Source organism: Dactylosporangium aurantiacum, assembly GCF_000716715.1.
GTDB classification, from domain to species: Bacteria; Actinomycetota; Actinomycetes; order Mycobacteriales; family Micromonosporaceae; genus Dactylosporangium; species Dactylosporangium aurantiacum.
On the sequence record NZ_JNYJ01000007.1, the window covers coordinates 343672 to 369393 of the forward strand.

Below are 25722 nucleotides of genomic sequence, written 5' to 3' on the forward strand. Positions count from 1 at the left end.
TAAGAAATAGCACGACTGGAAAACGCCACGATCGCCCCGGATCGGGCATATCGGCGCGCGCCGAGAGTGGCCTAGATCACTCGATCGTGCGCACGTGACACAGCGCGGTCCTCAAGGTCCTCACGCTGCGCTGAACCATACAGCCAGATAGCCGTCCGGCCTAGTCATTGCGGGTGTGACGTAGCCGATCACCCATGCGACGGCGCCCGGGGCGATGGCCCCGGGCGTCAGAAATACGGTCGAAGCGGGATGAAGCGGCAGGTCACGCGCGGAACGGGTCGTGGTCGGTGAGCAGCTTGTCCAGGCGGGCCTGGTCGACGCGCTGCACGACCGCCGTGGACTCCTGGTGGTCCCGGACGCACTTGGCGAGGGTGAAGGCCGAGGTGACGGTGTAGAGCAGGCCGATGGCGAGAAACGCCCGCATCCACGTGTTGACCGGCAGATAGGCGATGCCGACGCCGAGGCCGACCACCGCGACCCCGAACGAGACCGCGGACTGCAGGAAGAACGCCGTGGTGGTCTTCGTGGGCACTGGTGTTGTCATGCCACGAGTCTCGGCGGCGCCGAAGGAAAGGGCCTGAGTAGGCCTACTCAACTCAGGGCGGGTACCGGCAGCTCGATCTTGTGGGCCCGCTGCCAGGCCTCGACCACCTCGTCGGTGACGTGGACGCGGAAGTAGTCGTTGGCGCTCAGCCGCCCGGTCACCGGCTCCTCGCCCTCGGCCAGCAGGCTCGCCGGGACGAGGCGGAACTCGTTCTGCACGGCGGCGCTGAGCCGGCGGTGGCCGTCGATGACGTAGTAGTCGGGGCCGCAGTGGCCGATCGTGAGCGGCTCCAGGGACCGCGCCCCGGCGTCGCCGATCTCCTCGACGAAGGCGCGGTCGGCCGGGTCGACGGGGCGGGTCGGGTACACCCGCATCGGGTCGAGCAGCAGCAGCGGCGGGCGCTCGCGCAGGATGTCCCCGCCGAGGCGGCCCTCGAACGCGTCCACGATCATCCCGACGATCTCGTCGGGGCGGGCGCGGGTGCTGTCGCAGACCAGGTCGTAGTTGCGCAGGCGGAGCTTGTCGGCGCCATACCGGGTGAGGAACCGCACCCGCTCGCTCTCGCTGCGGCCGTGCAGCCGCTCCTTGGCCTCCTCGAGCGTCGCGTAGCGCTCGACCTCGCTGTGCGGGCGGGCGAGCACCCGGCGGGCGGCCTCGTTGGGCTCGGTGATGAGGTGGACCTTGAACGCGTCGTGGAAGAAGAACCAGGCCAGTCGGCTGTCCACGATGAGCTGCTCACCGGACTTGGCGATGTTGCTCTGCAGCTCGTCGACCGCGCTGTCGATCGCGTCGTCGAGCTCCGCGTGGAGGTTGAGCTGCAGCGCGGTCATGCCGCGCTCCTCGGCCATCTGCCGGTACATGTCGCCGACGCTGATGCGACGCAGTGCGAGCCGGCCGGCGAGCTCCACGGAAACGGTGCTCTTGCCACTGCCGAGGTCGCCGTTGATGACGACGGACCGGTGATTGCTCATGCGCAACTCTCTAGGTAGTCCCCATGGGGCAGTCCAGGTCAGGAGCCTAACACGCCCGGGTTGCACCCTTTGCAGGGTGCCGGAATCGGCATTCCCGTGCAATTTTCGAAAGCGAATGGAATTCCGCGTAATGCTGAGGAAACATCGGTCTGGCAGCATCTCGCCACCACCGAAGCCCGGGAGGCCGTCGTTGTTCCTGACCCGCCATGAACAGGAGCGCCTGCTGATCCACGTCGCCGCCGACGTGGCGCAACGCCGAAAGGACCGCGGCCTGCGGCTCAACTACCCGGAGTCGGTCGCGATCATCACGGCGTTCCTGCTGGAGGGCGCCCGCGACGGCCGGACGGTGGTCGATCTGATGGAGGCCGGCCGGCACGTGCTCGGCCGCGACGACGTGCTGGAGGGAGTGCCCGAGATGCTCGTCGAGGTGCAGGTGGAGGCCACGTTCCCGGACGGCACCAAACTGGTGACCGTCCACCACCCGATCCCGTGATCCCGGGCGAGATCCTGCCGGGCGACGGCCCGGTGGTCATCAACGCCGGCCGGGCCGAGCTGACGCTCACCGTGGAGAACACCGGCGACCGGCCGGTCCAGGTCGGCTCGCACTACCACTTCGCCGAGGCCAACGAGGCGCTGTCCTTCGACCGCGAGGCCGCCTGGGGGCACCGGCTCGGTGTGCCCGCGGGCACCTCGGTGCGCTTCGAGCCCGGCGTGTCCCGTGAGGTCGTCCTGGTACCCCTGGCCGGCAACCGGATCGTCCCGGGGCTGCGCGGCAGAGCTGGAGGAGCGCTGTGACCGAGCTCGACCGGCGGCGGTACGCCAACCTGTACGGGCCGACCACCGGCGACCGGATCCGCCTCGCGGACACCGACCTGCTGATCCAGGTCGAGCGGGACCACTGCGCCGGCGGCGACGAGGCGGTCTTCGGCGGCGGCAAGGTGATCCGCGAGTCGATGGGCCAGTCCCGGGCGACCCGGGCCGAGGGCACCCCAGACACCGTGATCACCGGTGCGGTCATCGTCGACCACTGGGGCATCGTCAAGGCCGACGTCGGCATCCGCGACGGGCGGATCGTCGGCATCGGCCGGGCCGGCAACCCCGACATCATGGACGGCGTCGACCCCGCGCTGGTCATCGGACCGTCCACGGAGATCGTCGCCGGCAACGGCAGGATCCTCACCGCCGGCGCGATCGACTGCCACGTCCACCTGATCGCGCCGCTGATCCTGGAGGAGGCCCTGGCCAGCGGCATCACCACGATCGTCGGCGGCGGCACCGGGCCCGCCGAGGGCAGCAAGGCCACCACGGTCACGCCGGGCGCCTGGCACCTCGCGCGGATGTTCGAGGCGCTCGACCCGTGGCCGGTCAACGTGCTGCTGCTCGGCAAGGGCAACACCGTGTCCGAGGCCGCGATGTGGGAGCAGCTGCGCGGCGGCGCCGGCGGGTTCAAGCTGCACGAGGACTGGGGCACCACGCCCGCCGCGATCGACGCCTGCCTGCGGGTCGCCGACGCCTCCGGGGTGCAGGTCAACATCCACACCGACACGCTCAACGAGGCCGGCTTCGTCGAGGAGACCCTGCGGGCCATCGCCGGCCGGTCGATCCACGCCTACCACACCGAGGGGGCCGGCGGCGGGCACGCGCCCGACATCATCACCGTGGCGTCGCACCCCAACGTGCTGCCGTCCTCGACGAACCCGACCAGGCCGTACACGCGCAACACCCTCAGCGAGCATCTCGACATGCTCATCGTGTGCCACCACCTCAACCCGAGCGTGCCGGAGGACCTGGCGTTCGCGGAGAGCCGGATCCGGCCCTCGACGATGGCCGCCGAGGACCTGCTGCACGACCTGGGCGCGATCTCGATCATCGGCTCGGACTCGCAGGCGATGGGGCGGGTCGGCGAGGTCGTCCTGCGCACGTGGCAAACCGCGCACGTCATGAAGCGGCGCCGGGGGCCGCTGCCGGGCGACGGCGCCGCCGACAACGAGCGGGTGAAGCGGTACGTCGCGAAGTACACCATCTGCCCGGCGGTCGCCAGCGGCATCGACGCCGAGGTCGGCTCGGTCGCCGTGGGCAAGCTCGCCGACCTGGTGCTGTGGGACCCGGCGTTCTTCGGGGTCCGGCCGCACGCGGTCATCAAGGGCGGCGCGATCGCCTGGGGCGCGATGGGCGACGCCAACGCGTCCATCCCGACGCCGCAGCCGGTCCTGTCCCGGCCGATGTTCGGCGCGTACGGCGCCGCGGCCCCCGCGACCAGCCTCGCGTTCGTCGCGCAGGCGGCCCTGGACGACGGCCTGGCCGACCGGCTCGGCCTGCGGCGCCGGCTGGCCGCCGTCGCCGACACCCGCGGCCGGGGCAAGGCCGACATGCCCGGCAACGACGCGCTGCCGCGCATCGAGGTGGAGCCCGACACGTTCACCGTCCGCATCGACGGCGAGGTCGTCGAGCCCGACCCGGTGACCGAGCTGCCGATGGCCCAGCGGTACTTCCTGTTCTGAAGCCATGAAGACGCAACTGCTCATCCTGGCCGACGGCCGCTTCCCGTCCGGGGGCCACGCGCACTCCGGCGGGCTCGAGGCGGCCGTCGTGCGGCAGCGGGTGCGCGACCTCGACGGGCTTCGCGCGTTCCTGGTCGGCCGGCTGCACACGGCCGGCCTGGTCGGCGCCGCGTTCACCGCCGCGGCGTGCGCCCGGCCGGACACGATGGACGAGCTGGAGGACGAGCTCGACGCCCGGACCCCGTCACCCGCGCTGCGCCTGGCGTCCCGGCGGCAGGGCCGCTCCCTGTGCCGGGCCGCCGCCGTCGTGTGGCCCGGCCCGCACGTGACCCGCGCCGGCACGTACCGCGGCGGCCTGCACCAGCCCGTCGCGCTCGGCGTGGTGGCGCAGGCGGCGGGCTGCACCCCCGCGGAGGCCGCCTGGGTCAGCGCGTATCACGCGGTGTCCGGGCCGGCGAGCGCCGCCGTGCGCCTGCTGGGCCTGGACCCGTACCAGGTGCACGGGCTCCTCGCGGAGCTCGGCGCGCAGTGCGACGACGTCGCAGGACAAGCCACCGAAACCGCGCGTGGCCCCGCGGCGGACCTCCCAGCGGCGTCGTCGCCGCTGCTGGACGTGTCCGCCGAGGACCACGCCTCATGGGAGGTACGACTCTTTGCATCCTGAAGACCACACCCACGGGCCGGACGAGACGCCGCACACCCACCCGCACCCCGACGTCGACCCGCACGCGCCGCTGGCCGACGTGCGGGACGCCCGGCGGGCCGTGCGTATCGGCATCGGCGGGCCGGTCGGCTCCGGCAAGACCGCGCTGGTCGCCGCGCTGTGCCGGACCCTGTCGGCGGACCTGAGCGTCGCCGTCGTCACCAACGACATCTACACCACCGAGGACGCCGACTTCCTGCTGCGCAACGGGGTCCTGCCGGCGGAGCGGATCCGTGCGGTGGAGACCGGCTGCTGCCCGCACACCGCGATCCGCGACGACATCTCCGCCAACCTCGACGCGATCGAGGAGCTGGAGGACAGCCTCGGCCCGCTCGACGTGGTCCTCGTGGAGAGCGGCGGCGACAACCTCACCGCGACGTTCAGCAAAGGCCTGATCGACCGGCAGATCTTCGTGGTCGACGTGGCCGGCGGCGACAAGGTGCCGCGCAAGGGCGGTCCCGGCGTCACCACCGCCGACCTGTTGGTCATCAACAAGACCGACCTGGCCCCGCTGGTCGGCGCCGACCTGGGCGTGATGGACCGCGACGCGGCGGCCCGGCGGGGCACGCTGCCGACGGTGTTCCTGTCCCTGGTGGAGGACCCGACCGCCAAGCCCGTCCAGGAGTGGGTCCGGAGCCTCGTGTGAAGGCCGCCGCGCGGGTCGTCGCCGAGTCCGACCGCGGCCGCACCGCGCTGCGGGTGCTGAAGGGCGAGGCGCCGCTGCTGCCCAGACGCACCGGGCCGGACGAGGTGCACTTCGTCGGTGGCGCGGCGGGCCCGCTCGGCGGTGACGAGCTCACCATGGAGATCGAGGTCGGCCCCGGCGCGCGGCTCGTCGTGCGCACGGTCGCGGCGAGCATCGCGCTGCCCGGCCGGTTCGGCGAGCCGTCGCTGCTGTCGGTCAGCGTCAGCGTCGCGGACGGCGGCCGGCTGCTGTGGCTGCCGGAGCCGCTCATCGCGGCCGCCGGCTGCCGGCACACCACGAGGTCCACTGTGGACCTCGACGGCACCGCCGAGCTGATCTGGCGCGAGGACCTCGTCTGCGGCCGGCACGGCGAGGCGCCCGGCGACGTCACGCTGTCCACCGTGCTGCGCCGCGACGGCCGTCCCCTGTACCGCAGCGACGTCACCACGGCCGCCCTCGGCGCCGCCCGGGTGCTGTCGACGGTGTTCCGTACCGGCGGAACTCCTCCGGCGCAGGGCACGCCGACGGCCGCCGTGATGGCCCTCGCCAAGGGCGGGTCCGTCGCGACCGTGCTCGGCCGGGACCTCACCGAGACCCGCCGGTTCACCGACCCGCTGGTTACACCGCCGCAATAGAGGAGCAAAGCGGCAGTAACCGCGCGGGCGTCTACTGCCATCGACTCACCACTGGTGAGGCGCGCCTAGGGTTCCGCGCCGGGCGATCCGGCGGCTGGTCCGAGAGGTGCAGGCGCCCGCGGCCGCAGGTCGCGCGGCGTTCCACGGCGGGACAAAAGCCCGGGAGACAGCCGTCGCAGTCCGGCTGTGTGCCGGACGCACCCCGAGGGGGTCTGTCCATGGGCTTCAACCACCACCACCATCCACACCAGCACGCGACGCACGACAACTACGGCCCCGAGGCGCGTTACGCCGTCGAGCGCGAGGCCGAGCTGCCCACCACGAAGTGGGAGGAGGAGATCGCCCGCGGTCTCGAGTACGGGCTGCCGGGCGCGGACTCCATCGTCGACCGGCGGATCCCGACGTTCTCCCGCGGCGAGCTGCCGCACTTCGCCGGGATCAACACGTTCCTGAAGGCGCCCTACCTGGAGGACGTGCGCCGCTGCGGCGAGTACGACGTCGCCGTGCTCGGCGCCCCGTTCGACGGCGGCACCACGTACCGGTCCGGGACCCGCTTCGGCCCGCAGGGCATCCGCAAGATCTCCGCGCTGTACGGGCCGTACAGCTTCGAGCTCGGCGTCGACCTGCGCGAGTCGATCACCATCGCGGACCTCGGCGACATCTTCACCATCCCGGCGAACATCGAGAAGACGTTCGACCAGATCTCCAAGGCCGTCGCCCACGTCTACGAGTCCGGCGCGTTCCCGGTCGTGCTCGGCGGCGACCACTCCATCGGCTACCCCACGGTCCGCGGCGTCGCCCAGCACATGACGGGCAACCTCGGCATCATCCACTTCGACCGGCACGTCGACACCCAGGAGACCGACCTCGACGAGCGGATGCACACGACCCCGTGGTTCCACGCCACGGACATCCCGAACGTGCCGCCGAAGAACCTCGTGCAGATCGGCATCGGCGGCTGGCAGGCGCCCCGGCCCGGGGTCAAGGTCGGCCGCGAGCGCGGCACCACCATCATGACCGTCACCGACTGCGTCGAGATGGGCATCGAGGCCGCTGCGGAGCGGGCCCTGGAGGTGGCGTGGGACGGCGCCGACGCCGTCTGGCTGTCCTTCGACGTCGACTGCCTCGACGCCGCGTTCGTACCCGGCACCGGCTGGCCCGAGCCGGGCGGCTTCCTGCCCCGTGAGGTGCTCAAGTTCATCCAGCTGATCGCCGAGCGGCCCCTCGCCGGCATCGAGGTCGTCGAGTGTTCGCCCCCGTACGACAACGCCGAGATCACCTCGCTCATCGCGACCCGCGTCATCTGCGACACCCTCGGCTGCCTGGTGCGCGCCGGCCACCTTCCCAGGAGGACCTCATGAAGCGTCGATCCTTCCTCACCGCGGTCGCGGGGGCCGCCTTCCTGACCGCCTGTGGCGCCGGCGAGGACGACACCGGCACGGCCGGCGCGAAGATCACCCTCGGCTTCAGCGCCTGGCCCGGCTGGTTCCCGTGGCAGGTCGCCCAGGAGAAGGGCCTCTTCGCCAAGAACGGCGTGACGGTCGAGCTGAAGTACTTCGACAGCTACACCGACAGCCTCAACGCCCTCGCCACCGGCAACCTGACCTGCAACAGCCAGACCCTCAACGACACGCTGTCGTCGGTGTCCGGCGGGTCGAAGCAGACCATCGTGCTGCTCAACGACAACTCCACGGGCAACGACCAGATCATCGCCGCGCCGGGCATCCGTACCGTGGCGGATCTCAAAGGCAAGAAGGTCGCCGCGGAGCAGGGCACCGTCGATCACTATCTGCTGCTGCTCGCCCTGGAGAAGGCGGGCCTCACCGAGAAGGACGTGACCTTCACCCCGCTGCTCACCGACGCCGCCGCGGCCGCGTTCGTGGCCGGGCAGGTCGACGCGGTCGGTGTCTTCGCGCCGTTCACCACCACGGCGCTGGGCCGCAGCGGCAGCACCGCGGTCAGCACGTCGAAGGACTTCCCGGGCGCGATCCCCGACGCGCTGTCGTTCCAGGCGCAGTTCGTCAAGGACCACCCCGACGAGGTGCAGAAGGTCGTGCAGACCTGGTTCGACACCACCGCCTGGATCAAGGACAACGCGGCGGAGGCGGTGAGCATCATGGCGAAGAAGGGCGGCGTCTCCGACGCGGACTACAAGACCTACGACGCCGGCACCACGATCTTCACCAAGGAGCAGAACATCGAGGCGTTCACGCCCGGCGGCGACGCCAAGCACCTCGACTACCAGGCGAACAAGATCGCCGAGTTCCTGGTGAGCACCAAGCTGGTGGACGCCAAACCGCCGCTGGACGGGCTCTTCGAGCCCAAGTTCGTGAAGGCAGTGCGGTGACGGTGACCGCTCCCACGACGCCCGCGCCGTCGACGCGGGCGTCCTGGGGGCCGCTGCCCCGCCGCCGCGCGGTCCGCCCGCCGCGGCCGGTGTTCGCGCTCCGCGCGCCGCTGCCCGCCCGCACCCGGCTGCTGCTGGTCACGGTGTCGGTGCTGCTGCCGGTCGCGGTCTGGCTGGTCCTCGGCGCCACCGGGGCGGTGCCGGCCCGCTACCTGCCGAGCCTCGGCAGCGTCTGGCAGGCGGGCGCCGACATGGCCGCCAGCGGGCAGCTGTGGACCGACACGTGGGCCACGGTGCGGCGCATCGTGTACGGCTTCGGCCTCGCGGTGCTCGTGTCGGTGCCGCTCGGCGTCGCGATGGGCAGCTTCGCCGCCGCGAACGCCCTGCTGGAGCCGCTGAGCGGGCTGCTGCGCTACCTCCCGGCCGCGGCCTTCACCCCGCTGCTGCTCATCTGGCTCGGCATCGACGAGTCACCGAAGATCGCGCTCATCTTCATCGGCACCGTGTTCTTCAACATGCTGATGACGGCGGACGTGGTGCGGCTGGTGCCCCGCGACTTCGTCGACGTCGCCTGCACGCTCGGGGCCCGGCGGCGCGAGGTGCTGTGGAAGGTGGTGCTGCCGCACTCGCTGCCGGGCATGCTCGACGCGGTGCGGGTCAACTTCGCCGCCGCGTGGAACCTCGTCGTGGTCGCGGAGCTGGTCAACAGCGACACCGGGCTGGGCAAGCGGATCCTGCTCGCCCAGCGGTTCACGCAGACCGACAAGATCTTCGCGATCCTCGTCGTCGTCGCGGTCGCGGGCGTCCTCACCGACGTGCTGCTCCGCCTGGCCCGCAACCGGATCGGACGGTGGCTGTGATGCTCGGTCTGACGCGGGTCGGCAGGACCTTCGGCGCGAAGGTCGCCCTGCGCGACGTGTCGCTGTCCGTCGGCCGCGGCGAGTTCGTCTGCGTGGTCGGCGCCAGCGGCTCAGGCAAGTCGACGCTGCTGTCCATCGTCGCCGGCCTGGTCGCGCCGACGTCCGGCACCGTCACGCTGGACGGCGCGCCGGTCGTCGGCCCCGGCCCGGAGCGGGGCCTGGTCTGCCAGTCCGGCGCCGTCTACCCGTGGCGCACCGTGGAGCGCAACATCGCCTTCGGCCTGGAGCTGCTCGGCCTGCCCCGTGCCGAACGCCGGGCCCGGGTCGACTGGTACCTCGCCGAGACCGGTCTGGAACCCTTCCGCCGGGCGCTGCCGAAACAGCTGTCCGGCGGGCAGCGGCAGCGGGTCGCGATCGCCCGCGCGCTCGCCTGCGAACCCGAGGTGCTGCTGCTCGACGAGCCGTTCGGCGCGCTCGACGTGCAGACCAAGGAGGACATGCAGGTGTTCCTGCGCGGCGTGTGGCGGGACACGGGCACCACGGTGCTCATGGTCACCCACGACGTGGAGGAGGCGGTGTTCCTCGGCGGGCGGGTCGTCGTGCTGGCCAGCGACCCGGGGCGGGTCGCCGCGGACGTCGCCGTCGACCTGCCGGCGGAGCGCGACCTGACGGTGAAGCGGACGCCGGCGTTCCTCGCGCTGCGGGCGCAGGTCGAGGACCTGGTGCGCGCGTACCACCGCAGCCACGCGGGGGCGGTCGCCTGACGCTGCCGGCTTTGCCGTTTCGCCGGCCGTTTCGCCGGGCTCTTGCCGGCCGGGCCGGCCGGGTCGTCGCCCGGCCGGCCGCTGGCCGGTGCTACGGCACGGGGTCGTGGGTGCCGCGCGGGGTCGACGGGTTGCAGCGGCGGATCCGGGCGGCCGTGAGGCGGGAGCCCTCGACGAGGCCGTACCGCCGCACCGCGTCCAGGCCGTAGTTGCTGCACGTGGGGATCTGCCGGCAGCGGGTCGGCAGGTGCGGCGACAGCCACCGCTGGTAGCCGCGGATCGCCGCGACACCGGCCCGGCCGGGGCCCGTCGTGCCGCCGCGCGGGGCACGCCGCGGCGCGGCGATCGCCATCAGGCCGAGCAGCGAGCCGAGCATGAACGGGTTGCAGTCGCAGCCGTCGCACCCGTCGCAGTCACAGCCGTCATTGTCGCGCCGGCGTCGCTGCTGGTGTTGCTGCTGGTTCTGTTCCTGCCGGCGGCGTCGCTGGCGGCGGTGCCGCCAGATCGCCACGGCGTCGCCGATTCCGATTCGCGCCATGGGCGGCATTGTGTGGCCGATCGCCGGTGTGATCAAGGACCGGTCGCGTTTCTTACTCTCGCCGTGTCCCCCGGAAACACGGAAAACGCACCCGGACGGCCGACTTCGTTCGGGCGGCCGGGAATGTCCGGACAGTCCCGGACACCCGAACGAAGTCGAACAACCGAGTGCGCTGAGGGGTGCTCTGGTGGGTGGCCGGCCCGCGGGGCTGATACCGCGGGCCGGCGTGGTCAACCACACCGTCAGGAGCTTGTCGTGCCGTGCTGATGTCAGCTGGCCGCGATGGCCGGGCCACCGTCGGTGTGCAGCTCGGTCGCCGAGGCGAACGCGCTGTCCAGGCGGGCCTGGAGGGCGTCGAGCTCGTGGTACTCGCTGGCGTCGTAGGACTCGGAGCCCTCGGCGGCGAAGACGTGGTCCGACTCGGCGGCCGAGTGGTCGTAGGAGGTGAAGTCCTGCTCGGCGTAGTGCGAGCCGTCCGCACCGGTGAACTCGACGCTGTGGCCCTGGTCGAAGCTGGTCGCCTCGGCCGAGTTGTGGTCGGCCTCGTACACGCCGAACTGCGAGTCGTAGTTCTCCTGGCCGCGTCCGCGGGGAAGAACGACTCGATGGCGAGCTCCTCGACGGTGACGTCCAGCGGTGAGCCGAACACCGCGGTGATGCTGAAGAACCGCAGCTCACCGCCGTCGTGGCGGATCCGCAGGGGCACCACCACGTCGTGTTCGGCCGGCGCGGGTCCGGTGCCGCCCGGGTACGCCGTGAGCTCCGCGAGCAGCTCGTCGAGCTTCGCGTCGCCGGTGCTGCGGGCCTGCCGCTCCAGGCGGCTCAGCAGGTGCGCGCGCCACTGCTCCAGGTTGGCGATGCGGGGCGCCAGCCCCTCCGGGTGCAGCGACAGGCGTAGCACGTTCACCGGCGGCTCCAGCAGGTGCGCCGCCACGCCCGCGGTGAGCAGCCCGACCGGCGCGTTGGCGTCGAGCATCGTCCACCAGCGGTCCACCACCACCGCCGGGAACGGCTCGTGGCCGACCAGCACCTGCCGCAGCGAGTCGCGCACCGCCCGCAGCTGCGGGCCGTCGAGCCGGCCCTGCGGGTACACGGGAGCGTAACCGCCGGCCAGCAGCAGCGTGTTGCGCTCCCGCAGCGGCACGTCCAGCTGCTCCGTGAGGCGCAGGATCATCGCGCTCGTCGGTTTGGCCCGCCCCGTCTCCACGAAGCTCAGGTGCCGCGTGGAGATCTCGGCCTGGATCGACAGCTCCAGCTGGCTCAGCCGGCGCCGCTCCCGCCATTCGCGCAGCAGCACCCCCACCGGTTGCGTCATGATCCGATCGTAGAAGCGCCGCGGGAGCCCTGGCCATTACCTCGCAGGGAATCGACCGGCCCCCGCACCGCCCGGCAGTCTCGACGCCATGAGCGAATACGAGAAGCTGGCCCAGCGGTACATCGACGTGTGGAACGAGACCGACCCGACCGCCCGCCGCGCGGCGATCGACGCCCTCTTCACCGAGGACGTGACCTTCGTCGACCCGATGGCCGCCGTCCGCGGCCAGGACGAGGTCGACTGGATGATCGGCGGGGTGCAGTCACAGTTCCCCGGCTTCGTGATCACCCTCCTCGGCACCGTCGACGGCCACCACGCCCAGGCCCGCTTCGGCTGGGAGATGGGCCTGCCGGGCCAGGAGGCCCCGGTCGCGGGGTTCGACGTCGTCACCCTCGCCGAGGACGGCAGGATCGACCGGGTCCTCGGCTTTCTGGACCGTGTACCAGCACAGCCGTAGCACCCTGATCGCGTACGGGGGAGGTCGCTGAGGGTAGCGGCGCTGGACGGCGTCTGGTGCGTCCACGAGAATGGGGTGGCGCCTACCGGGGGGAGGCGGCACGTGCCACGACCATCCTTTTCGCTGGACGCACCGGATGCCGGCCGGTTCACGACACCGGCCGCTTTGCCGGCGTCCACGGCCACCACGGTGACCGCCGGCGCGGCTTCGGGCCGCACGGCGGCGGCCGGCTTTGTGGGGGCGGCCGGCTTTGCGGGGGCGGCCGGCTTTGCGGGGGCGGCCGGCTTTGCGGCGGCGGCCGGCCGCACGGTGGCCGGCGGTGGTGCGGTGGCCGCCGGCGCGGACGCTGCGACGGACCTCGGCACTCGCATGGCTGAGGCCGCAGCCGCCCGTCTGGCGGCGGCCGCGGCCGCCCACACGCGCCGCCGCGAGGCGATGGCCCGGACGAGGGCGGAGTTCGCCGAGGCCCGCCGGCATGGCCTGGCCGCCCGCCACGCCACGAAACTGGCCCGCTTGCGGACCGCACGCCTGCTGGCGACGCCGCATCAGCCTCCGACCCCAGCTAGCCCACTTCCCGCGGGTGGCGCGCGGACGAACCCGCCGTGGGCCGATCCGGCACCTGCGACGGCCCTCCCGCCGTGCTCAGGTGCGGCAACGTCTCCTGCCGGCGCGGCGTCTGGAGCAGCATCTGCCGGCGCCGCGTCTGGGGCAGTGCCTGCCGGCGCGGCGGCTGAGGTAGCACCTGCCGGCCCGGCTTTGCAGCCGATGCCTGTCGGCCCACCATCGACACCGGCCTGCCAACCACCGGCGCCTGCCTGCCCGCCGTCCGCGCCGGCAGCCTCAGCACCGGTGTCCGGGAGCCCCGCCGCCGCATCGACCGGCGTGTCGGCATCCATCACGTCCTCCGGCGTCACCCGGCGACCGTCATGCACAGGGCCTCGCACCTGCCGCAGGGGAGAGCGGCCTCGGCCCACCGGCTGGTCCTGTCAGTCGAAACTGGGCAACCACAGGAGCCGTCGAGCAGGGCACCGCAGCGATCGCGTCATTCAGGCCGCGCCCCGACCACCTCCACCGGCGATGGATCCGTGGTCCACCCGACGCCCCGCCAGAACGTCGTGCGGAGGGGTCATGCCAGCGCGGGCGCGCGGCAACCGCGCAGTGCGCTCCTGTGTGCTGCCCGCCGTCCGGTGCCGGTCCTGGCACCCGCCGCATGGTGTTGGCCTGTGTGCCCGGTCCGCCGATGTGTGTCGGCTTTTGCACGGCCCCGCTGGGTGCCGGTGCCCGGCGCTGGTGCTCCGCCCCGGTGCGGTGCCCGAACCGCCGGGCGAACCAGGCGACGGCGCGGCCGTGGTTGCCGTCGGTCGCGGTGAGCACTATGACCGGCTCGGGCCCCCGGCCCCCGGTGTGGCGCTCGGTGTTCGTGGCGTGGTGCGGGTCCGCGCTCGGTGTTGGTGGCGTGGTGCGGGGCCCGCAGTCGGTGTTGGTGGCGTGGTGCGGGGTCCGCGCCCGGTGTTCGTGGCGTGGTGCAGCGGGCCGCGCTCGGTGTCGGCGCTCGGTGTCGGCGCTCGGTGGCTTGGCGGACGGAAGCGACCGCAGCTCGGCTGGACGGGGTCGGCGAGGGGCGGCCGGTGGGCGGAGGCTGACGGTGGAGGCCGACCGGCGGATGCGGCGCGCACGCGCGGGAAGCCGCCGCGCGACGCGCGGGCGGTGCGAGCGCAGCGAGCATGGGGGTGCGGGTGGGAACCCCCGCCGGGACCCGCCGCGTCAGCGGTGGGGCAGAAGCTCAGTGGCGCGCAGGCAGCTCAGGCCTGACAGGACCATCCACAGGGGGGTGGCGGCGGTGATGGTGGCTGAGGTGACGGCCAGGGGGGACATGACGGTGGCGGTGGTGTGCCAGGCGGGGCTGAGCAGGGAGAGGGCCATGCCGCCGAGGACGAAGAAGGCGCAGGTGGTGATGGCGGCGATGCCGGTGGCGCGGGCGAAGGAGCGCCCGACGGTGACGTAGCGGCTGCCGATGGTGCAGGCGAGGGCGGCGAGCAGGCCCAGGGCGACGACGGTGTAGCCGGCGTAGTCGACGGTGTGGGCGAGGAAGGCGTACCCGCGGCTGGGTTGCCAGCTCCAGCCGCCGGCGGCGGAGCGCCAGGTGATCTCGGAGACGACCTGCTGGACGGCGACGGCGGCGGCGATGAAGAGGGCGGTGCGGCGGGCCTGGAGGAGGGCGAGCTCGCGCTGGTAGTCGGGGGCCAGCTCGCGCACCGAGCCGAACTCGTCCACGGCGAGCCGGGCGGCGGCCTCGGCGGTCAGGCCGGCGGACTCGTGATGGGCGGCGGCGTCGTGCAGGCCGTCGCGCACCTCGGCCAGCAGCTCGCGTTTCGCGGCGCGGGGACCGCGCAGGGCGGCGCCGAGCGAGGTCACGTAGGCGTCGATTACCACCCGCCCAGTATCGGGGCGCGCCGGACGCGCGGGCGACGGCCCGGCGCCGATATCCGGGAAAACCTCAGGGACAACCCCCATCGCCGGAACCGTCCAGAGCAGCCACGCTACATGTAGCACAGCTACTTATGGAAGGGCGGGCGACGGTGCGCAAGTGGCTTCTCGGTGGGCTCGGCCTGCTGCTCCTGCTCTGCGGGGGCGGCGTCGCGGCGGTCACCTGGCTGGTGACCGGCGGCCTGAGCGTGAACACCGTCGGCAAGGTGGCCTTCGACCGGCCGCTCAAGGTGCCGCCCCTCGCCCCGTCGGTGGTCGACGCCGACGGCCGGCGGGTGTTCGACCTGACCGCGCAGCCCGGCGACAGCGACCTCGGCCACGGCGCCGGCACCCGCACCTGGGGGTACAACGGCGCGTACCTCGGCCCGACGCTGCGCGCCCAGCGCGGCGAGCGGGTCGCGGTCAACGTGCACAACCGGCTCAACGAGCCGACGACGGTGCACTGGCACGGCATGCACCTGCCGGCGAAGGTCGACGGCGGGCCGCACCACCCGATCCCGCCCGGCGGGGACTACCAGGCCGCCTGGACGGTGGACCAGCCGGCGGCGACGCTCTGGTACCACCCGCACCCGGGCGAGCGCACCGAGCGCCAGGTGTACCGCGGCCTCGCCGGGCTGTTTTTGATCGACGAGACCGAGGACAAGACAGGGCTGCCGCACGACTACGGCGTCGACGACATCCCCGTCGTCGTGCAGGACAAGGGGTTCAGCGGCGGCCAGCTCAGCATGGACGACCGGTTCCTCAGCGACCTCGGCGTCCTCGGCGACGAGATCCTCGTCAACGGCACGCCCGGCCCGTACCTGGACGTGCGGACCGGGCTGGTCCGGCTGCGGCTGCTCAACGCCTCCACCGCCCGCGTGTACGACTTCACGATGTCCGACGGGCGGCCGTTCGCGATGATCGCCTCCGACGGTGGGCTGCTCGCGGCGCCGTACACGACGCGGCGGGTGCGGCTGTCGGTCGGCGAGCGGGCCGAGATCGTCGTGGCGATGCGCCCCGGCGAGCGGGTCGAGCTGCGCAGCGCCAGGACCGGGCTCGGCGTGGTCCACGGCGGCAAGGACGCGTTCGACGTGCTGCAGCTGCGGGCGGCCGGGGAGCTGCGCGAGGGTGCGCTGCCCGCGCGGCTGGCCACGCTCACGAAGCTCGATCCGCAGCGGGCGGCGCAGCGGCGGACGTTCACGTTCCAGGGGCGGGGCATCAACGGCGACCAGATGGACATGCGCCGCGTCGACGCCGTCGTGGTCAAGGACACCGTGGAGATCTGGAACGTCGCCAACGGTCACGACACGCCGCACAGCTTCCACATCCACGACGTGCAGTTCCAGGTGCTCACCGTCGACGGCAACGCGCCGCCGCCGGAGCTGAGCGGCTGGAAGGACACCCTGTTCCTCGAGCCTCGCCGCCGGTACGCCGTGATCGCCGAGTTCGCCGACTACGCCGACCCGACGACGGCGTACATGTTCCACTGCCACGTCCTGCGGCACGAGGACGAGGGGATGATGGGCCAGTTCGTGGTCGTCGAACCGGGAGACACCCCGAGATTGAGCCACAACTGAGGCGAGGTGCCGGGCCCCCCGTGGCGGCGCGGGGCCCGGCACGTCTCGCAAGCGTCTCCGTCGTCCCCGTGTAGCGCCGCGGTCCGGACCGCCGTGACGGCCGGGCAGCGGCGGCAACCCAACGAGAACCGCTTTGTGATCGGCATGACACATGGATCACCGCTCCCATGTCAAGAGCTTGCTGGATGTGCGGTGTCGCGGATCACCGTGGCGCTCCGAGGTGATGCCGGAGGGCGACCGGAAGATCCCGCTCTGTGCCGGTCCAGGCGGTGTGGCCATCGGGCCGGACGAGGACAAAACGGTCGTTCATGTCGGGCCCGGACGGAGCGTCGCCGCGCGGCACGGCGGACAGCAGGCGGTCGTCGTACCCCGACGGGGTCGTGCCCCCGCCGAGCAGGACGTGCCGGCCCGCGCGCAGCAGCTCGTACAGGCGCGAACCGGACGACAGCACGACGTCGGGCTGCCGCGGCGCGTCGGGGTAGTCGATGCCGATCCCGGAGACCGTGCCGGCCGCCCTGCGCATGATCGTCGGCACGTGCAGCAGTGCCCCGCCGAGCAGGTCCCGCCCGGCCCGCGCGGCGCGTGAGTGCAGCATCGCCAGGCGCACCAGGCCGCCGCTGCTGCGCAGCACCAGCTCACCGACCGGGTGGCGTTCGCCGTGGTACGTGTCGAGCAGCCCCTCCGGCGCCCAGCCCTTCGTGACGGCGGCGAGCTTCCACCCCAGGTTGGCCGCGTCCTGCAGGCCGGTGTTCATGCCCTGCCCGCCGGCGGGGGAGTGCACGTGGGCGGCGTCGCCGGCGAGGAAGACGTCGCCCTCGCGGTAGCGCGGGACCTGCCGCTCGTCGCTGTGGAAGCGCGACAGCCACCGCGCCTCCCGCATGCCGAAGTCGGTGCCGAGGGCCCGCCGGGTCACCTCGCGCACCTCGGCGAGGTCCAGCGGCGCGTCGTCGGGGCGCTGGGCGCGCCGGTCCCAGGCGAACACCCGGAACCAGCCGTCACCGAACGGCGCCACGAACGCGAACGCGTCGCCGACCGAGTTCACCGCGAGCACGTCGTCGGGCGCCTCGGTGAGCCGCACGTCGGCGAGCATGATCGAGCGCAGCACCGCCCGGCCCGGGAACGGCATGCCGATCGCCGCGCGGACCGCGCTGTGCACGCCGTCGGCGCCGACCACGTGATCGGCCTCGAACCGGTCCTCGCCGGCCAGCACCGCGCCCGGCTCGACCCCGGTGACCGTCACGCCGCGCACGATGCGGGCGCCCAGCTCCAGCGCGCGCCGCTGCAGCAGCCGCTCCACGTGGTACTGCGGCGTGATGAGCAGGAACGGGAAACGCGACGGCAGTGCGCCCAGGTCGACCCTGAGCCGGTTGAACAGGCGCACCTTCGACACCGGGGTGCCGGTCGCGACCAGCTCGTCGGCGAGCCCGCGCGCGTCCAGCTGCTCCAGCGTCCGCGCGTGTACGCCGAACGCCCTGGTCAGGTTCGAGTCGGTGGTCCGCCGCTCCAGGACGGTGACCTCGACCCCCGCGGCGGCGAGGTCACCGGCGAGCAGCAGCCCGGTCGGCCCGGCGCCGACGACGACGGTGCTCATGATCGTCCTCCTTGAAAGTCAACAACTGTTGGCCAACACATGTTGACCCCTCGACGGAGCACATGTCAACGGGTGATGAAATGACCGCCGTCACGCTGGGTTGACCTGAAGCCCGGTTGAGGTAGCACGGTGGCGGGATGCAACGCAGGAACGCCCTGACCGCGGGCATGGTCACGCTGGTCACCTTCGTCGCCTTCGAGGCGGTGGCGGTGACGGCGGCCATGCCGACCGTCGCCCAGGCCCTCGACGGCGTCGCCCTGTACGGGTTCGCCTTCGGCGGCCCGTTCGCCACCGGCATCGTCGCGACCGTCGCCGCCGGCACCTGGTGCGACCGCCGGGGCCCGGCCCGCCCGACGCTCACCGGGGTCGTGCTGTTCAGCCTCGGCCTGCTGGTCGCCGGGCTCGCCCAGGACATCTGGACGCTCATCGCCGGCCGGCTCGTGCAGGGCTTCGGCGGCGGGCTCATCACCGTCGCGCTGTACGTCGTCGTCGGCCGGGCGTACCCCGCCGCCGAGCACCCGAAGGTCTTCTCGGCGCTGTCCGCCGCCTGGGTGCTGCCCGCCGTCGTCGGTCCCGCGGTCGCCGGGCTCATCGTGGAGCACCTCGGCTGGCGCTGGGTCTTCCTGCTGATCGCGGCCGCCACCCTGCCGGTCGCCGCGGTGATCCACCCGCACGTGCGCCGGATCGCGGGCGGCGCGGGTACCGCCGCCGGCACCCGCGTGCCGTGGGCGGTCGGCGTCGCCGGCGGGGTGCTGCTGCTGCACTGGGGCGGGCAGCGGCACGGCCTCGACGCGCTGCTGCTGGTGGCCGGCGGGCTGCTGGTCGTCGCCGCCTGCGGCCCGCGGCTGCTGCCCGCCGGCACGTTCACCGGCCGGCGCGGCCTGCCGAGCGTCATCCTGGTGCGTGGGTTCGCCGGCGCCGCGTTCATGCAGGCGGACGTCTTCATCCCGCTGCTGCTGACCCGCGAGCGCGGCCTCACCCCGTCGCTGGCCGGGCTGACGCTCACCGCCGGGGCGCTGCTGTGGTCCGCCGGCTCCTGGATCCAGGCCCGGCAGGGGCAGCGGTTCACCCCCGCCGTCCGGCTGCGCGCCGGGCTGACCGGCATCGCGCTCGGGGTGCTGTCGGCGGTGGCGATGGTCGCCCCGGCCGTGCCCGTCGCGGCGGTGGTGGCCGGGTGGTGCGTCGCGGGGTTCGGCATGGGCCTGGCGTCGCCGACCGTCTCGGCGCTGGTGCTGCAGCTCTCGCCGCCGGACGAGCAGGGCGTCAACAGCTCGGCGCTGTCGGTCGCCGACTCGCTGCTGACCACCGTCGTGCTCGCCGTCGGCGGGTCGGTGTTCGCGGCGCTGGTCACCGCCGGTCCGGCCGCCTACCTCGCGGCGTTCCTGATCGCGCTGCTGCCGGCCGTCGCGGGCGCCCTGCTCGCCGGCCGGGTGACGGTCCGCACCCCGGCCGCGCCCGCCGCCGTCGCGTCGCCCAGGGCCGCGGTGCCCGGGTAATGGGCGCCCCGGCCGGGGCGGCGGGTCATGACCGCCAGGATGTGGACACTCCCCGGTCGCCGGCGGCGCCCGGGTAGCGTCGGGGGATGCCCAGCCCGATCCGCGCCCTCACGCGCGCCGAGGCCGAGGCCCGCGCCGGCCTCGTCCGCGTCGACGGATACACGGTCCACCTCGACGTCACCGACCCGGAGACCTACCGGTCCGACACCACGGTCGAGTTCCGCTGCACCGCCCCCGGCGCGACCACGTTCGCCGAGGTGAAAGGCGCCCGGCTGGACCGGGCCGTGCTCAACGGCCGGCCCCTGGATCCGGCGGCGCTCGACGGCAACCGGCTGACCCTGACGGGCCTGGCGGCGGCCAACCGGCTCGAGGTGACGTTCACCGCGCCGTACTCGCACGCGGGTGAGGGGCTGCACCGCACCACCGACCCGCAGGACGGCGGGGTGTACCTCTACGGGCAGGCGCCCCTCGACGAGGCACAGCGGATGTTCGCCTGCTTCGACCAGCCCGACCTCAAGGCGCCCATCACGCTCACCGTCACCGCACCCGCACAGTGGACGGTGCTCGGCAACGCGCCGCTGCGGCAGGCCCGCGACGGGCGGTGGAGCTTCGCGCCGACGCCGCCGCTCGCCCCATACCTGTTCACGGTGCTCGCCGGGGCCTGGCATGTGCGTACCGCCGAACACGACGGCGTCCCGCTCGCCCTGGTCTGCCGGCGCTCCCTGGCCGCGCGCCTCGACGCCGCCGCCGGGGAGCTGTTCGCCGCCACGGCCGCGAGCCTCGACAGCTACCACGAGCTCTTCGGCGTCCGGTACCCCTTCACCAAGTATGACCAGGCGTTCGTCCCCGACTTCGCCGGCGTCGCCGTGGAGAACCCGGGCCTGGTGAACTACCGCGAGGAGCTGCTCTTCGACGGTGTCGCCCCGGACCACGAGCACCGCCGCCGCTTCGTGATCATGGCGCACGAGCTGGCCCACATGTGGTTCGGCAACCTCGTGACCCTGCGCTGGTGGGACGACATCTGGCTCAACGAGGCGTTCGCCGAGCTGATGGGCTGGCGGGTCGCCGCCGGCACCGGCCGGCACCCGGGCGCCGCCGCCGACTTCGTGGTGTGGCGCAAGCGCTGGGGCATGCTCGCCGACCAGCGGCCCTCCACGCACCCGGTCGCCCCCGACGACGTCGCCGACACCACGGCCGCGTTCCTCAACTTCGACGGCATCTCCTACGCCAAGGGCGCCGCGGCCCTGCGCCAGCTCTCGGTCCTGCTCGGCGACGACGTGTTCCTCGCCGGGCTGCGGGTGTACTTCGAACGCTTCCGCTTCGGCAACGCCACGCTCGCCGACTTCCTCGCCGTGCTCGCCGAGGTGTCCACAGTGGACCTCACCGGGTGGGCCCGGCTGTGGCTGCGCACCGCCGGGGTCAACACCCTGCGCCCGGCGCCGGGCCCCGCCGTCCACCAGAGCGGCAGCCCGCTGCGCCCGCACCGGTTCCGCGCCGCCGTGTACGACCGCACCGGCGCACCCACCCACCGCACCGAGGTCACCCTGACCGGCGGGGCCGCCGGGCTGGACCTGCCCGAGGGGCCGGTGCTGCTGCTCAACGACGGCGACGACACGTACGCGAAGCTCCGCCTCGACCCGGCCGGCCTGGCCGCGCTGCCGGAGGTGCTGCCCGCGGTCGCCGACCCGCTCGCCCGGGCGCAGCTGTGGACGGCGGCGATGGACGCGACCCACGACGGCGAGCTGCCACCGGAGGCGTTCCTGACCCTGTTGCGGGCCGCGCTGCCCGGCGAGGCGGAGACGGGCGTGCTGCTGGAGGTGCTCGGCTTCGCCCGGGACAGCCTGGCCCGGCGCGGCCTGGTGCCCTTCGGCCCGCTGGAAACGGCCTGCGCGGCGGCCCTCGCCGCGGCGGAGCCGGGCAGCGGGCGGCAGCTCGCCCTGGCCGCGGCGCTGACCACGGTCGCCGGGCCGGCCGGGGCGGCCCGGCTGGCGGGCTGGCTCGCCCCGGACCCGGCCGGCCCGCCGGGCCTCGCCGTCACGCAGGACCTGCGCTGGGAGGCGCTCGGCCGGCTCGTCGCCCTCGGCTACGACGGCGCGCCCGCCACCACCGGCGCGCCCGCCACCACCGGCGCGTCCGCCACCACCAGCGCGCCGGCCACCCCAGGCGCGCCCGCCACCCCAGGCGCGCCCGCCACCACCGGCGCCACCGGCGGCGGCGCGGCCGCTGGGAGCGGCTTCGACGCCGTGGCGGCGATCGCGGACGAGGAGCGGCGCGACCCCAGCGCCGGCGGGGCCCAGCACGCCGTCAGGTGCCGCGCCGCCCTGCCGGCCGCCGCCGCGAAGGCCGAGGCGTGGGAGCTGATCGTGCGCGACGAGCGGCCCCGCGTCGCGATGGCCGCCGCGGCCGGGTTCTGGCAGCCCGGCCAGGAGGCGCTCACCGACCCCTACGTCGAGCGGTTCTTCGCCGACGCGCCCGCCATGGTCGCGGGGCGCTACCAGCTGTTCGCGATGAACCTGATCCGGCAGGTCTTTCCCCGGTACACGCGACGATCCCTCAGACTCGCGGAGGAGCTGCTGGCGACCGCCGGGCTCGACCCGGTGCTGCGGCGCGAGGTCGGCGACGCCGCGGACGAGCTGAGATATTTCCAGGACCGTGTCGAAGCCGGCCGGCACCGTTCGACGCGTTGGTGACGGACGACCTCACCGGAAGGGCACACAGATGCGGTACATGCTGATGCACAAGCTCAACGACGCCGACCCGGCGCAGTGGGCGCCGACGCCGGAGTTCCTCGGCCGGATGGGCGAGTTCATGACCGAGGTCTCCAGGGCGGGCGTGCTGCTCGCCGCCGAGGGCCTGCTGCCCAGCTCGGCCGGCGCGGCCACGATCAGCGTCAAGAACGGCCAGCAGACCGTCGTCGACGGCCCGTTCGCCGAGGCCAAGGAGGTCATCGCGGGCTTCGCCATCGTCCAGGTCCGCGACCACGCCGAGGCCCTGGAGTGGGCGCAGCGCTTCGCCGCGCTGTTCGACGACGTCGAGATCGAGGTCCGCAAGGTGCCCGACGCCGGCTGAGCGTGTCCCGGTGGCCGGCACCGCGCCCGCCGGTGCCGGCCGCTACGTTGGCGGGGTGACGCGAGCGGACACGCACCGGGCGGTCGAGGCCGTGTGGCGCATCGAGGCGGGCCGGGTCATCGCCGGGGTGGCGCGCCTGGTCGGCGACGTCGGCCTGGCCGAGGAGCTGGCCCAGGACGCGCTGCTGGCCGCCCTGGAGCAGTGGCCGGCCGAGGGCGTGCCGCGCAACCCGGGCGCCTGGCTGATGACGACCGCGAAACGCCGCGCGATCGACCAGATCCGGCGCCGGGAGCGGTTCGCGGCGAGGATGCCCGACCTGCTGCTGCCGGACACCGTCGAGGGGGAGTTCGACGCGGTCGTCGAGGACACCATCGAGGACGACCTGCTGCGGCTCATCTTCACCGCCTGCCACCCGGTGCTCGGCCCCGAGGCGCGGGTCGCGCTGACGCTGCGCATGCTCGGCGGGCTGTCCACCGACGAGATCGCCCGGGCGTTCCTGGTCCCGGGCGCGACCGTCGGCCAGCGCATCAGCCGCGCGAAGAAGACCCTCGCCGAGGCGAAGGTGCCGTTCGAGGTGCCGGACGGCGCCGCCCGCACCGAACGGCTCGCCTCCGTCCTGGAGGTCATCTACCTCATCTTCAACGAGGGCTACTCGGCCACCGCCGGCGACGACTGGATGCGCCCCGCCCTGTGCGAGGAGGCGATGCGCCTCGGCCGGGTCCTCGCCGGCCTCATGCCCGGCGAGGCGGAGGTCCACGGCCTCGTCGCCCTCATGGAGATCCAGGCGTCGCGCTCGGCGGCCCGCACCGGCCCGTCCGGCGAGCCGGTCGTCCTGCTGGAACAGGACCGCGGCCGGTGGGACCGGCTGCTCATCCGCCGCGGGCTGGCCGCCCTCGACCGGGCCGAGGAGCTGGGCGGCGGCACGTACACGCTGCAGGCCGCCATTGCCGCCTGCCACGCCCGCGCCGCGACCGCCGCCGACACCGACTGGCACCGCATCGCCGAGCTGTACGCCCGGCACCCGCCGTCCCCGGTCGTCGAGCTCAACCGGGCCGTCGCCGTCGCCATGGCCGACGGTCCCGCCGCCGGTCTGGCGGTGCTCGACCCGCTGCTGGACGAGCCGTCGCTGCGCTCGTACCACCTGCTGCCGACGGTCCGCGCCGACCTGCTGCTCAAGCTCGGGCGCCGCGACGAGGCACGGGCCGAGTTCGAGCGGGCCGCCGCGATGACCCGCAACGAGGCCGAGCGCGGCCTCCTCCTGGCCCGCGCCGAGGGCTGCCGGTAGACCCCCAGTCACATACGGCCGCAATGCAATCGCCAGGGGGCGGCTCCCCGCTGATGCACAGTAGTGAGGACCAACCCGCGCGGCGACGTGGCGAGGTCCGCCGACATCGCCCTCACCGACGTGGAGGCGTACCGCTACGACGAGTTCGGCGTCCCGGACACCGCGTCCTCCGACCGCCGCTACGGCTGGCTCGGCGGCAGGCAACGCTCCGGCGACGCGCTCGGCGACACCATCCTGATGGGCGTCCGGCTGTCCCCGCCGTCGCTGGGCCGCTTCGTGCAGGTCGACCCGGTCCCGGGCGGCAACTGCAACGCCCAGAGCCTCGAAGGTCGCCGGCAAGCTGAAGATGCTGCCCGGCAACACCGACGAGCGGGTCGCCTTCCTGGAGACGTTCGGTGTCTGCGGGGTGCTGCGGACGGCCCGCTGTCCGGGCTTCGGCGCGCGGTTCGTCCCGTAGGTGCGGCGGCCGCAGCCGGAGCGCAACGACCTGGCGTATCCGCTGTGGTGCCGGTCCTCCGACGACGGCGTGGACGAGACGAACGTCCGGCCGTTCCTGGCCGCCGGGTGGGCGGGCGCCCGCCCCGGGTGCCGGGTCAGGGGTGCGGGTCAGCTCGGACGGCGGCCGTGCCCGACGGCACAGGGGGCCCGCACCGGGGTCCGGTGCGGGCCCTGTCGCGGCTCAGGCGCTCAGCAGTGGCCGAGGTCCTCCCAGTTGGCGGTCCAGCCGGGTTCGGAGCCCTGCGTCCACCACTTGGCGCGCCACAGGTGCTTGCCCTGGCCCGAGGCCGGGCCGTTGGGGTCGCCGTACTTGCTCTTCTCGTGCTTGACGGTCTGGCCCGTCGTGTACACCGCGCTGACCGACCACTCGGGGGCGGCCGCGCAGCTGGTGGCCGGCGGGGTGGAGACCGACGGCGACGCGGACGGCGACTTCGACGGCGACGCCGACGTCGTCGGGGTGGCGGAGCCGCTCGGGGTCACGCACGGGCCGGCCGAGTCGACGGTGTCGGTGAAGGCGTTGCCCGCCGAGCGGTACGCCCCGGCCTGGGTGGTGACCTGCGAGGGGGTCAGGACCTGGTTCTTGGCGAACAGGACCCAGTCGACCTGCTGGATGTAGGTCGACAGCCCGCCGGTGTGCGCGGCCGTGTCGATGAACCAGAGGTTCCAGTTGATGGTCATCGTCTGGCGCGGGTAGAACTTGCCGGAGTGGTCGCCGACCTGCACGCCGTCGATGTGGTAGATGACGTGGCCGTCGGCGACGGTGACGACCAGGTCGTGCCACCCGTCGAAGCTGCGCCGCTCCTCGGAGTGGACATTGTCGGCGTACCACGGTTCGTTGCGGTACGTGTACCAGGTGGTCTGGTAGTTGATCGGGCCGGTCTCGCCCCAGCCGCCGTTGGGCAGGTACTCGGAGACGTCCAGCTCGCTGTAGGTGGGGTCGAGGTCGCCGTTGAGCGGGCTGATGGTGAAGAACGTCTCGTTGATGTGGTCGCCGTCGTTGCCCCTGACGGGCGTGTCGGTGAAGCGGACCCGGCTGGCGTAGGTGCCTTCGAGGTACCGCTTCTGCGCCGAGTACAGCTCGGCCTGGTTGGTGCCGGCGCCGGTGCCGTCGGTCGAGGCGGTCAGCTGCAGCACCTTCTGCCCGCCGGAGGTGGGGAAGGTGATGCTGTTGGCCGACCAGGTCGCGCCGGGCACGCCGGGACCGCCGGCGTAGGTGCGCGGCACCCAGCCGTGCTGGCTCAGCGTCGCGTCCGACGACGAGCTGTAGTTGAAGTCGTCGAACAGGTAGCCGCAGGTGTTGGCGGCGGCGCTGGCGGTGCCAACGGTGGCCGCGGTGACGGCCACGGCACCCACCCCGACGAGCACCGCGGCGCCCGCCGCGAGCGCTAGAGATCGACGTTTACCGATGGACATGGGCACA

23 protein-coding genes, 1 pseudogene and 1 riboswitch are annotated in these 25722 nt (G+C 73.4%); of the genes and pseudogenes, 16 read left to right on the forward strand and 8 right to left on the reverse strand.

What is annotated here, in order from left to right; genetic code table 11:
• Nucleotides 1-262: 262 nt before the first annotated feature.
• Both OP18_RS10270 and OP18_RS10275 read right to left on the reverse strand, forming a co-directional pair.
• Complete coding sequence (locus OP18_RS10270) at nt 263-544, reverse strand: YiaA/YiaB family inner membrane protein (RefSeq protein WP_033358502.1); 282 nt, start codon at nt 542-544, stop codon at nt 263-265.
• Nucleotides 545-591: 47 nt separating this feature from the next.
• On the reverse strand, nt 592-1515 hold the full coding sequence (locus OP18_RS10275; RefSeq protein WP_052386480.1) for an AAA family ATPase: 924 nt from the start codon (nt 1513-1515) through the stop codon (nt 592-594).
• Nucleotides 1516-1705: 190 nt separating this feature from the next.
• Between OP18_RS10275 and OP18_RS10280 the strand changes: the two genes are divergently transcribed.
• The 10 genes from OP18_RS10280 to OP18_RS10325 all read left to right on the forward strand — a co-directional run bounded on the left by OP18_RS10280 (nt 1706) and on the right by OP18_RS10325 (nt 10010).
• Nucleotides 1706-2008 (forward strand): urease subunit gamma, encoded by a 303-nt coding sequence (locus tag OP18_RS10280; protein ID WP_033358503.1) that lies wholly within the window; start codon nt 1706-1708, stop codon nt 2006-2008.
• Nucleotides 2005-2310 (forward strand): urease subunit beta, encoded by a 306-nt coding sequence (locus OP18_RS10285; RefSeq protein ID WP_033358504.1) that lies wholly within the window; start codon nt 2005-2007, stop codon nt 2308-2310. Before OP18_RS10280 ends, OP18_RS10285 begins: the two co-directional genes overlap by 4 nt.
• Nucleotides 2307-4016 (forward strand): urease subunit alpha, encoded by a 1710-nt coding sequence (locus OP18_RS10290; protein WP_033358505.1) that lies wholly within the window; start codon nt 2307-2309, stop codon nt 4014-4016. Before OP18_RS10285 ends, OP18_RS10290 begins: the two co-directional genes overlap by 4 nt.
• 4 nt (nt 4017-4020) lie before the next feature.
• Nucleotides 4021-4680, forward strand: coding sequence for an urease accessory protein UreF (locus OP18_RS10295; RefSeq protein ID WP_033358506.1), 660 nt, complete (start codon nt 4021-4023; stop codon nt 4678-4680).
• Complete coding sequence (gene ureG / locus OP18_RS10300) at nt 4670-5365, forward strand: urease accessory protein UreG (protein ID WP_033358507.1); 696 nt, start codon at nt 4670-4672, stop codon at nt 5363-5365. Before OP18_RS10295 ends, ureG begins: the two co-directional genes overlap by 11 nt.
• Nucleotides 5362-6039, forward strand: a complete 678-nt coding sequence (locus tag OP18_RS10305) for an urease accessory protein UreD (protein ID WP_033358508.1) — start codon at nt 5362-5364, stop codon at nt 6037-6039. Before ureG ends, OP18_RS10305 begins: the two co-directional genes overlap by 4 nt.
• 54 nt (nt 6040-6093) lie before the next feature.
• Nucleotides 6094-6207: riboswitch (guanidine-I (ykkC/yxkD leader) on the forward strand.
• Nucleotides 6208-6257: 50 nt separating this feature from the next.
• The gene (locus OP18_RS10310) at nt 6258-7400 is read left to right on the forward strand and encodes an agmatinase family protein (RefSeq protein WP_033358679.1); all 1143 of its coding nucleotides are present in this window, start codon (nt 6258-6260) and stop codon (nt 7398-7400) included.
• Nucleotides 7397-8386, forward strand: a complete 990-nt coding sequence (locus tag OP18_RS10315) for an ABC transporter substrate-binding protein (RefSeq protein WP_033358509.1) — start codon at nt 7397-7399, stop codon at nt 8384-8386. Before OP18_RS10310 ends, OP18_RS10315 begins: the two co-directional genes overlap by 4 nt.
• Nucleotides 8387-8388: 2 nt before the next feature.
• Nucleotides 8389-9246, forward strand: coding sequence for an ABC transporter permease (locus OP18_RS10320; RefSeq protein WP_211273485.1), 858 nt, complete (start codon nt 8389-8391; stop codon nt 9244-9246).
• Nucleotides 9246-10010, forward strand: coding sequence for an ABC transporter ATP-binding protein (locus OP18_RS10325; protein ID WP_052386482.1), 765 nt, complete (start codon nt 9246-9248; stop codon nt 10008-10010). The genes OP18_RS10320 and OP18_RS10325 overlap by 1 nt, the downstream gene beginning before the upstream one ends.
• Nucleotides 10011-10101: 91 nt before the next feature.
• On the opposite strand, the gene yidD is transcribed toward OP18_RS10325, so the two are convergent.
• From yidD to OP18_RS60450, 3 genes and pseudogenes are all read right to left on the reverse strand, one after another.
• Nucleotides 10102-10548 carry a membrane protein insertion efficiency factor YidD gene (gene yidD, locus OP18_RS60440; RefSeq protein WP_245635320.1) on the reverse strand — a complete coding sequence of 149 codons (447 nt, stop codon included), beginning with the start codon at nt 10546-10548 and terminating at the stop codon, nt 10102-10104.
• A 269-nt stretch (nt 10549-10817) separates the two neighbouring features.
• Nucleotides 10818-11099, reverse strand: a complete 282-nt coding sequence (locus OP18_RS60445; RefSeq protein ID WP_033358511.1) for a hypothetical protein — start codon at nt 11097-11099, stop codon at nt 10818-10820.
• A pseudogene (locus OP18_RS60450) lies at nt 11090-11863 on the reverse strand (helix-turn-helix domain-containing protein); the annotation flags it as partial. The gene OP18_RS60445 and the pseudogene OP18_RS60450, both read right to left, overlap by 10 nt.
• Before the next feature lie 88 nt (nt 11864-11951).
• Here OP18_RS60450 and OP18_RS10345 point away from each other — a divergent pair.
• Nucleotides 11952-12320: a nuclear transport factor 2 family protein gene (locus tag OP18_RS10345; protein WP_033358513.1), complete on the forward strand. Its 369-nt coding sequence runs from the start codon at nt 11952-11954 to the stop codon at nt 12318-12320.
• Between the two features lie 1764 nt (nt 12321-14084).
• On the opposite strand, the gene OP18_RS10350 is transcribed toward OP18_RS10345, so the two are convergent.
• On the reverse strand, nt 14085-14753 hold the full coding sequence (locus tag OP18_RS10350; RefSeq protein ID WP_156089399.1) for a permease prefix domain 1-containing protein: 669 nt from the start codon (nt 14751-14753) through the stop codon (nt 14085-14087).
• A 146-nt stretch (nt 14754-14899) separates the two neighbouring features.
• Here OP18_RS10350 and OP18_RS10355 point away from each other — a divergent pair, with 146 nt between their 5' ends.
• Nucleotides 14900-16363, forward strand: coding sequence for a multicopper oxidase family protein (locus tag OP18_RS10355; RefSeq protein ID WP_245635321.1), 1464 nt, complete (start codon nt 14900-14902; stop codon nt 16361-16363).
• 202 nt (nt 16364-16565) lie between these two features.
• Here the strand turns inward: OP18_RS10355 and OP18_RS10360 are convergent, their stop codons facing one another.
• On the reverse strand, nt 16566-17954 hold the full coding sequence (locus OP18_RS10360) for an FAD-dependent monooxygenase (RefSeq protein WP_033358515.1): 1389 nt from the start codon (nt 17952-17954) through the stop codon (nt 16566-16568).
• Between the two features lie 137 nt (nt 17955-18091).
• Here OP18_RS10360 and OP18_RS10365 point away from each other — a divergent pair, with 137 nt between their 5' ends.
• The 4 genes from OP18_RS10365 (at nt 18092) to OP18_RS10380 (ending at nt 23804) form a co-directional block, all read left to right on the forward strand.
• Nucleotides 18092-19450 carry an MFS transporter gene (locus OP18_RS10365; RefSeq protein ID WP_052386484.1) on the forward strand — a complete coding sequence of 453 codons (1359 nt, stop codon included), beginning with the start codon at nt 18092-18094 and terminating at the stop codon, nt 19448-19450.
• An 86-nt stretch (nt 19451-19536) separates the two neighbouring features.
• On the forward strand, nt 19537-22140 hold the full coding sequence (pepN, locus tag OP18_RS51140; protein ID WP_052386485.1) for an aminopeptidase N: 2604 nt from the start codon (nt 19537-19539) through the stop codon (nt 22138-22140).
• A 28-nt stretch (nt 22141-22168) separates the two neighbouring features.
• Nucleotides 22169-22519 carry a YciI family protein gene (locus OP18_RS10375; protein WP_033358516.1) on the forward strand — a complete coding sequence of 117 codons (351 nt, stop codon included), beginning with the start codon at nt 22169-22171 and terminating at the stop codon, nt 22517-22519.
• 55 nt (nt 22520-22574) lie between these two features.
• A complete protein-coding gene (locus tag OP18_RS10380; protein WP_033358685.1) occupies nt 22575-23804 on the forward strand; it encodes an RNA polymerase sigma factor in 1230 nt (409 codons plus the stop codon).
• Nucleotides 23805-24491: 687 nt separating this feature from the next.
• On the opposite strand, the gene OP18_RS10385 is transcribed toward OP18_RS10380, so the two are convergent.
• Complete coding sequence (locus OP18_RS10385) at nt 24492-25715, reverse strand: glycosyl hydrolase (RefSeq protein WP_033358517.1); 1224 nt, start codon at nt 25713-25715, stop codon at nt 24492-24494.
• Nucleotides 25716-25722 lie beyond the last annotated feature (7 nt).

Coding starts and splice junctions, on each gene's coding strand:
- OP18_RS10270 (WP_033358502.1), bottom strand. CDS start 544: ATGACAACACCAGTGCCCACGAAGACCACCACGGCGTTCTTCCTGCAG.
- OP18_RS10275 (WP_052386480.1), bottom strand. CDS start 1,515: ATGAGCAATCACCGGTCCGTCGTCATCAACGGCGACCTCGGCAGTGGC.
- OP18_RS10295 (WP_033358506.1), top strand. CDS start 4,021: ATGAAGACGCAACTGCTCATCCTGGCCGACGGCCGCTTCCCGTCCGGG.
- OP18_RS10310 (WP_033358679.1), top strand. CDS start 6,258: ATGGGCTTCAACCACCACCACCATCCACACCAGCACGCGACGCACGAC.
- OP18_RS10315 (WP_033358509.1), top strand. CDS start 7,397: ATGAAGCGTCGATCCTTCCTCACCGCGGTCGCGGGGGCCGCCTTCCTG.
- OP18_RS10325 (WP_052386482.1), top strand. CDS start 9,246: ATGCTCGGTCTGACGCGGGTCGGCAGGACCTTCGGCGCGAAGGTCGCC.
- yidD (WP_245635320.1), bottom strand. CDS start 10,548: ATGGCGCGAATCGGAATCGGCGACGCCGTGGCGATCTGGCGGCACCGC.
- OP18_RS10345 (WP_033358513.1), top strand. CDS start 11,952: ATGAGCGAATACGAGAAGCTGGCCCAGCGGTACATCGACGTGTGGAAC.
- OP18_RS10360 (WP_033358515.1), bottom strand. CDS start 17,954: ATGAGCACCGTCGTCGTCGGCGCCGGGCCGACCGGGCTGCTGCTCGCC.
- OP18_RS10365 (WP_052386484.1), top strand. CDS start 18,092: ATGCAACGCAGGAACGCCCTGACCGCGGGCATGGTCACGCTGGTCACC.
- pepN (WP_052386485.1), top strand. CDS start 19,537: ATGCCCAGCCCGATCCGCGCCCTCACGCGCGCCGAGGCCGAGGCCCGC.
- OP18_RS10375 (WP_033358516.1), top strand. CDS start 22,169: ATGCGGTACATGCTGATGCACAAGCTCAACGACGCCGACCCGGCGCAG.
- OP18_RS10385 (WP_033358517.1), bottom strand. CDS start 25,715: ATGTCCATCGGTAAACGTCGATCTCTAGCGCTCGCGGCGGGCGCCGCG.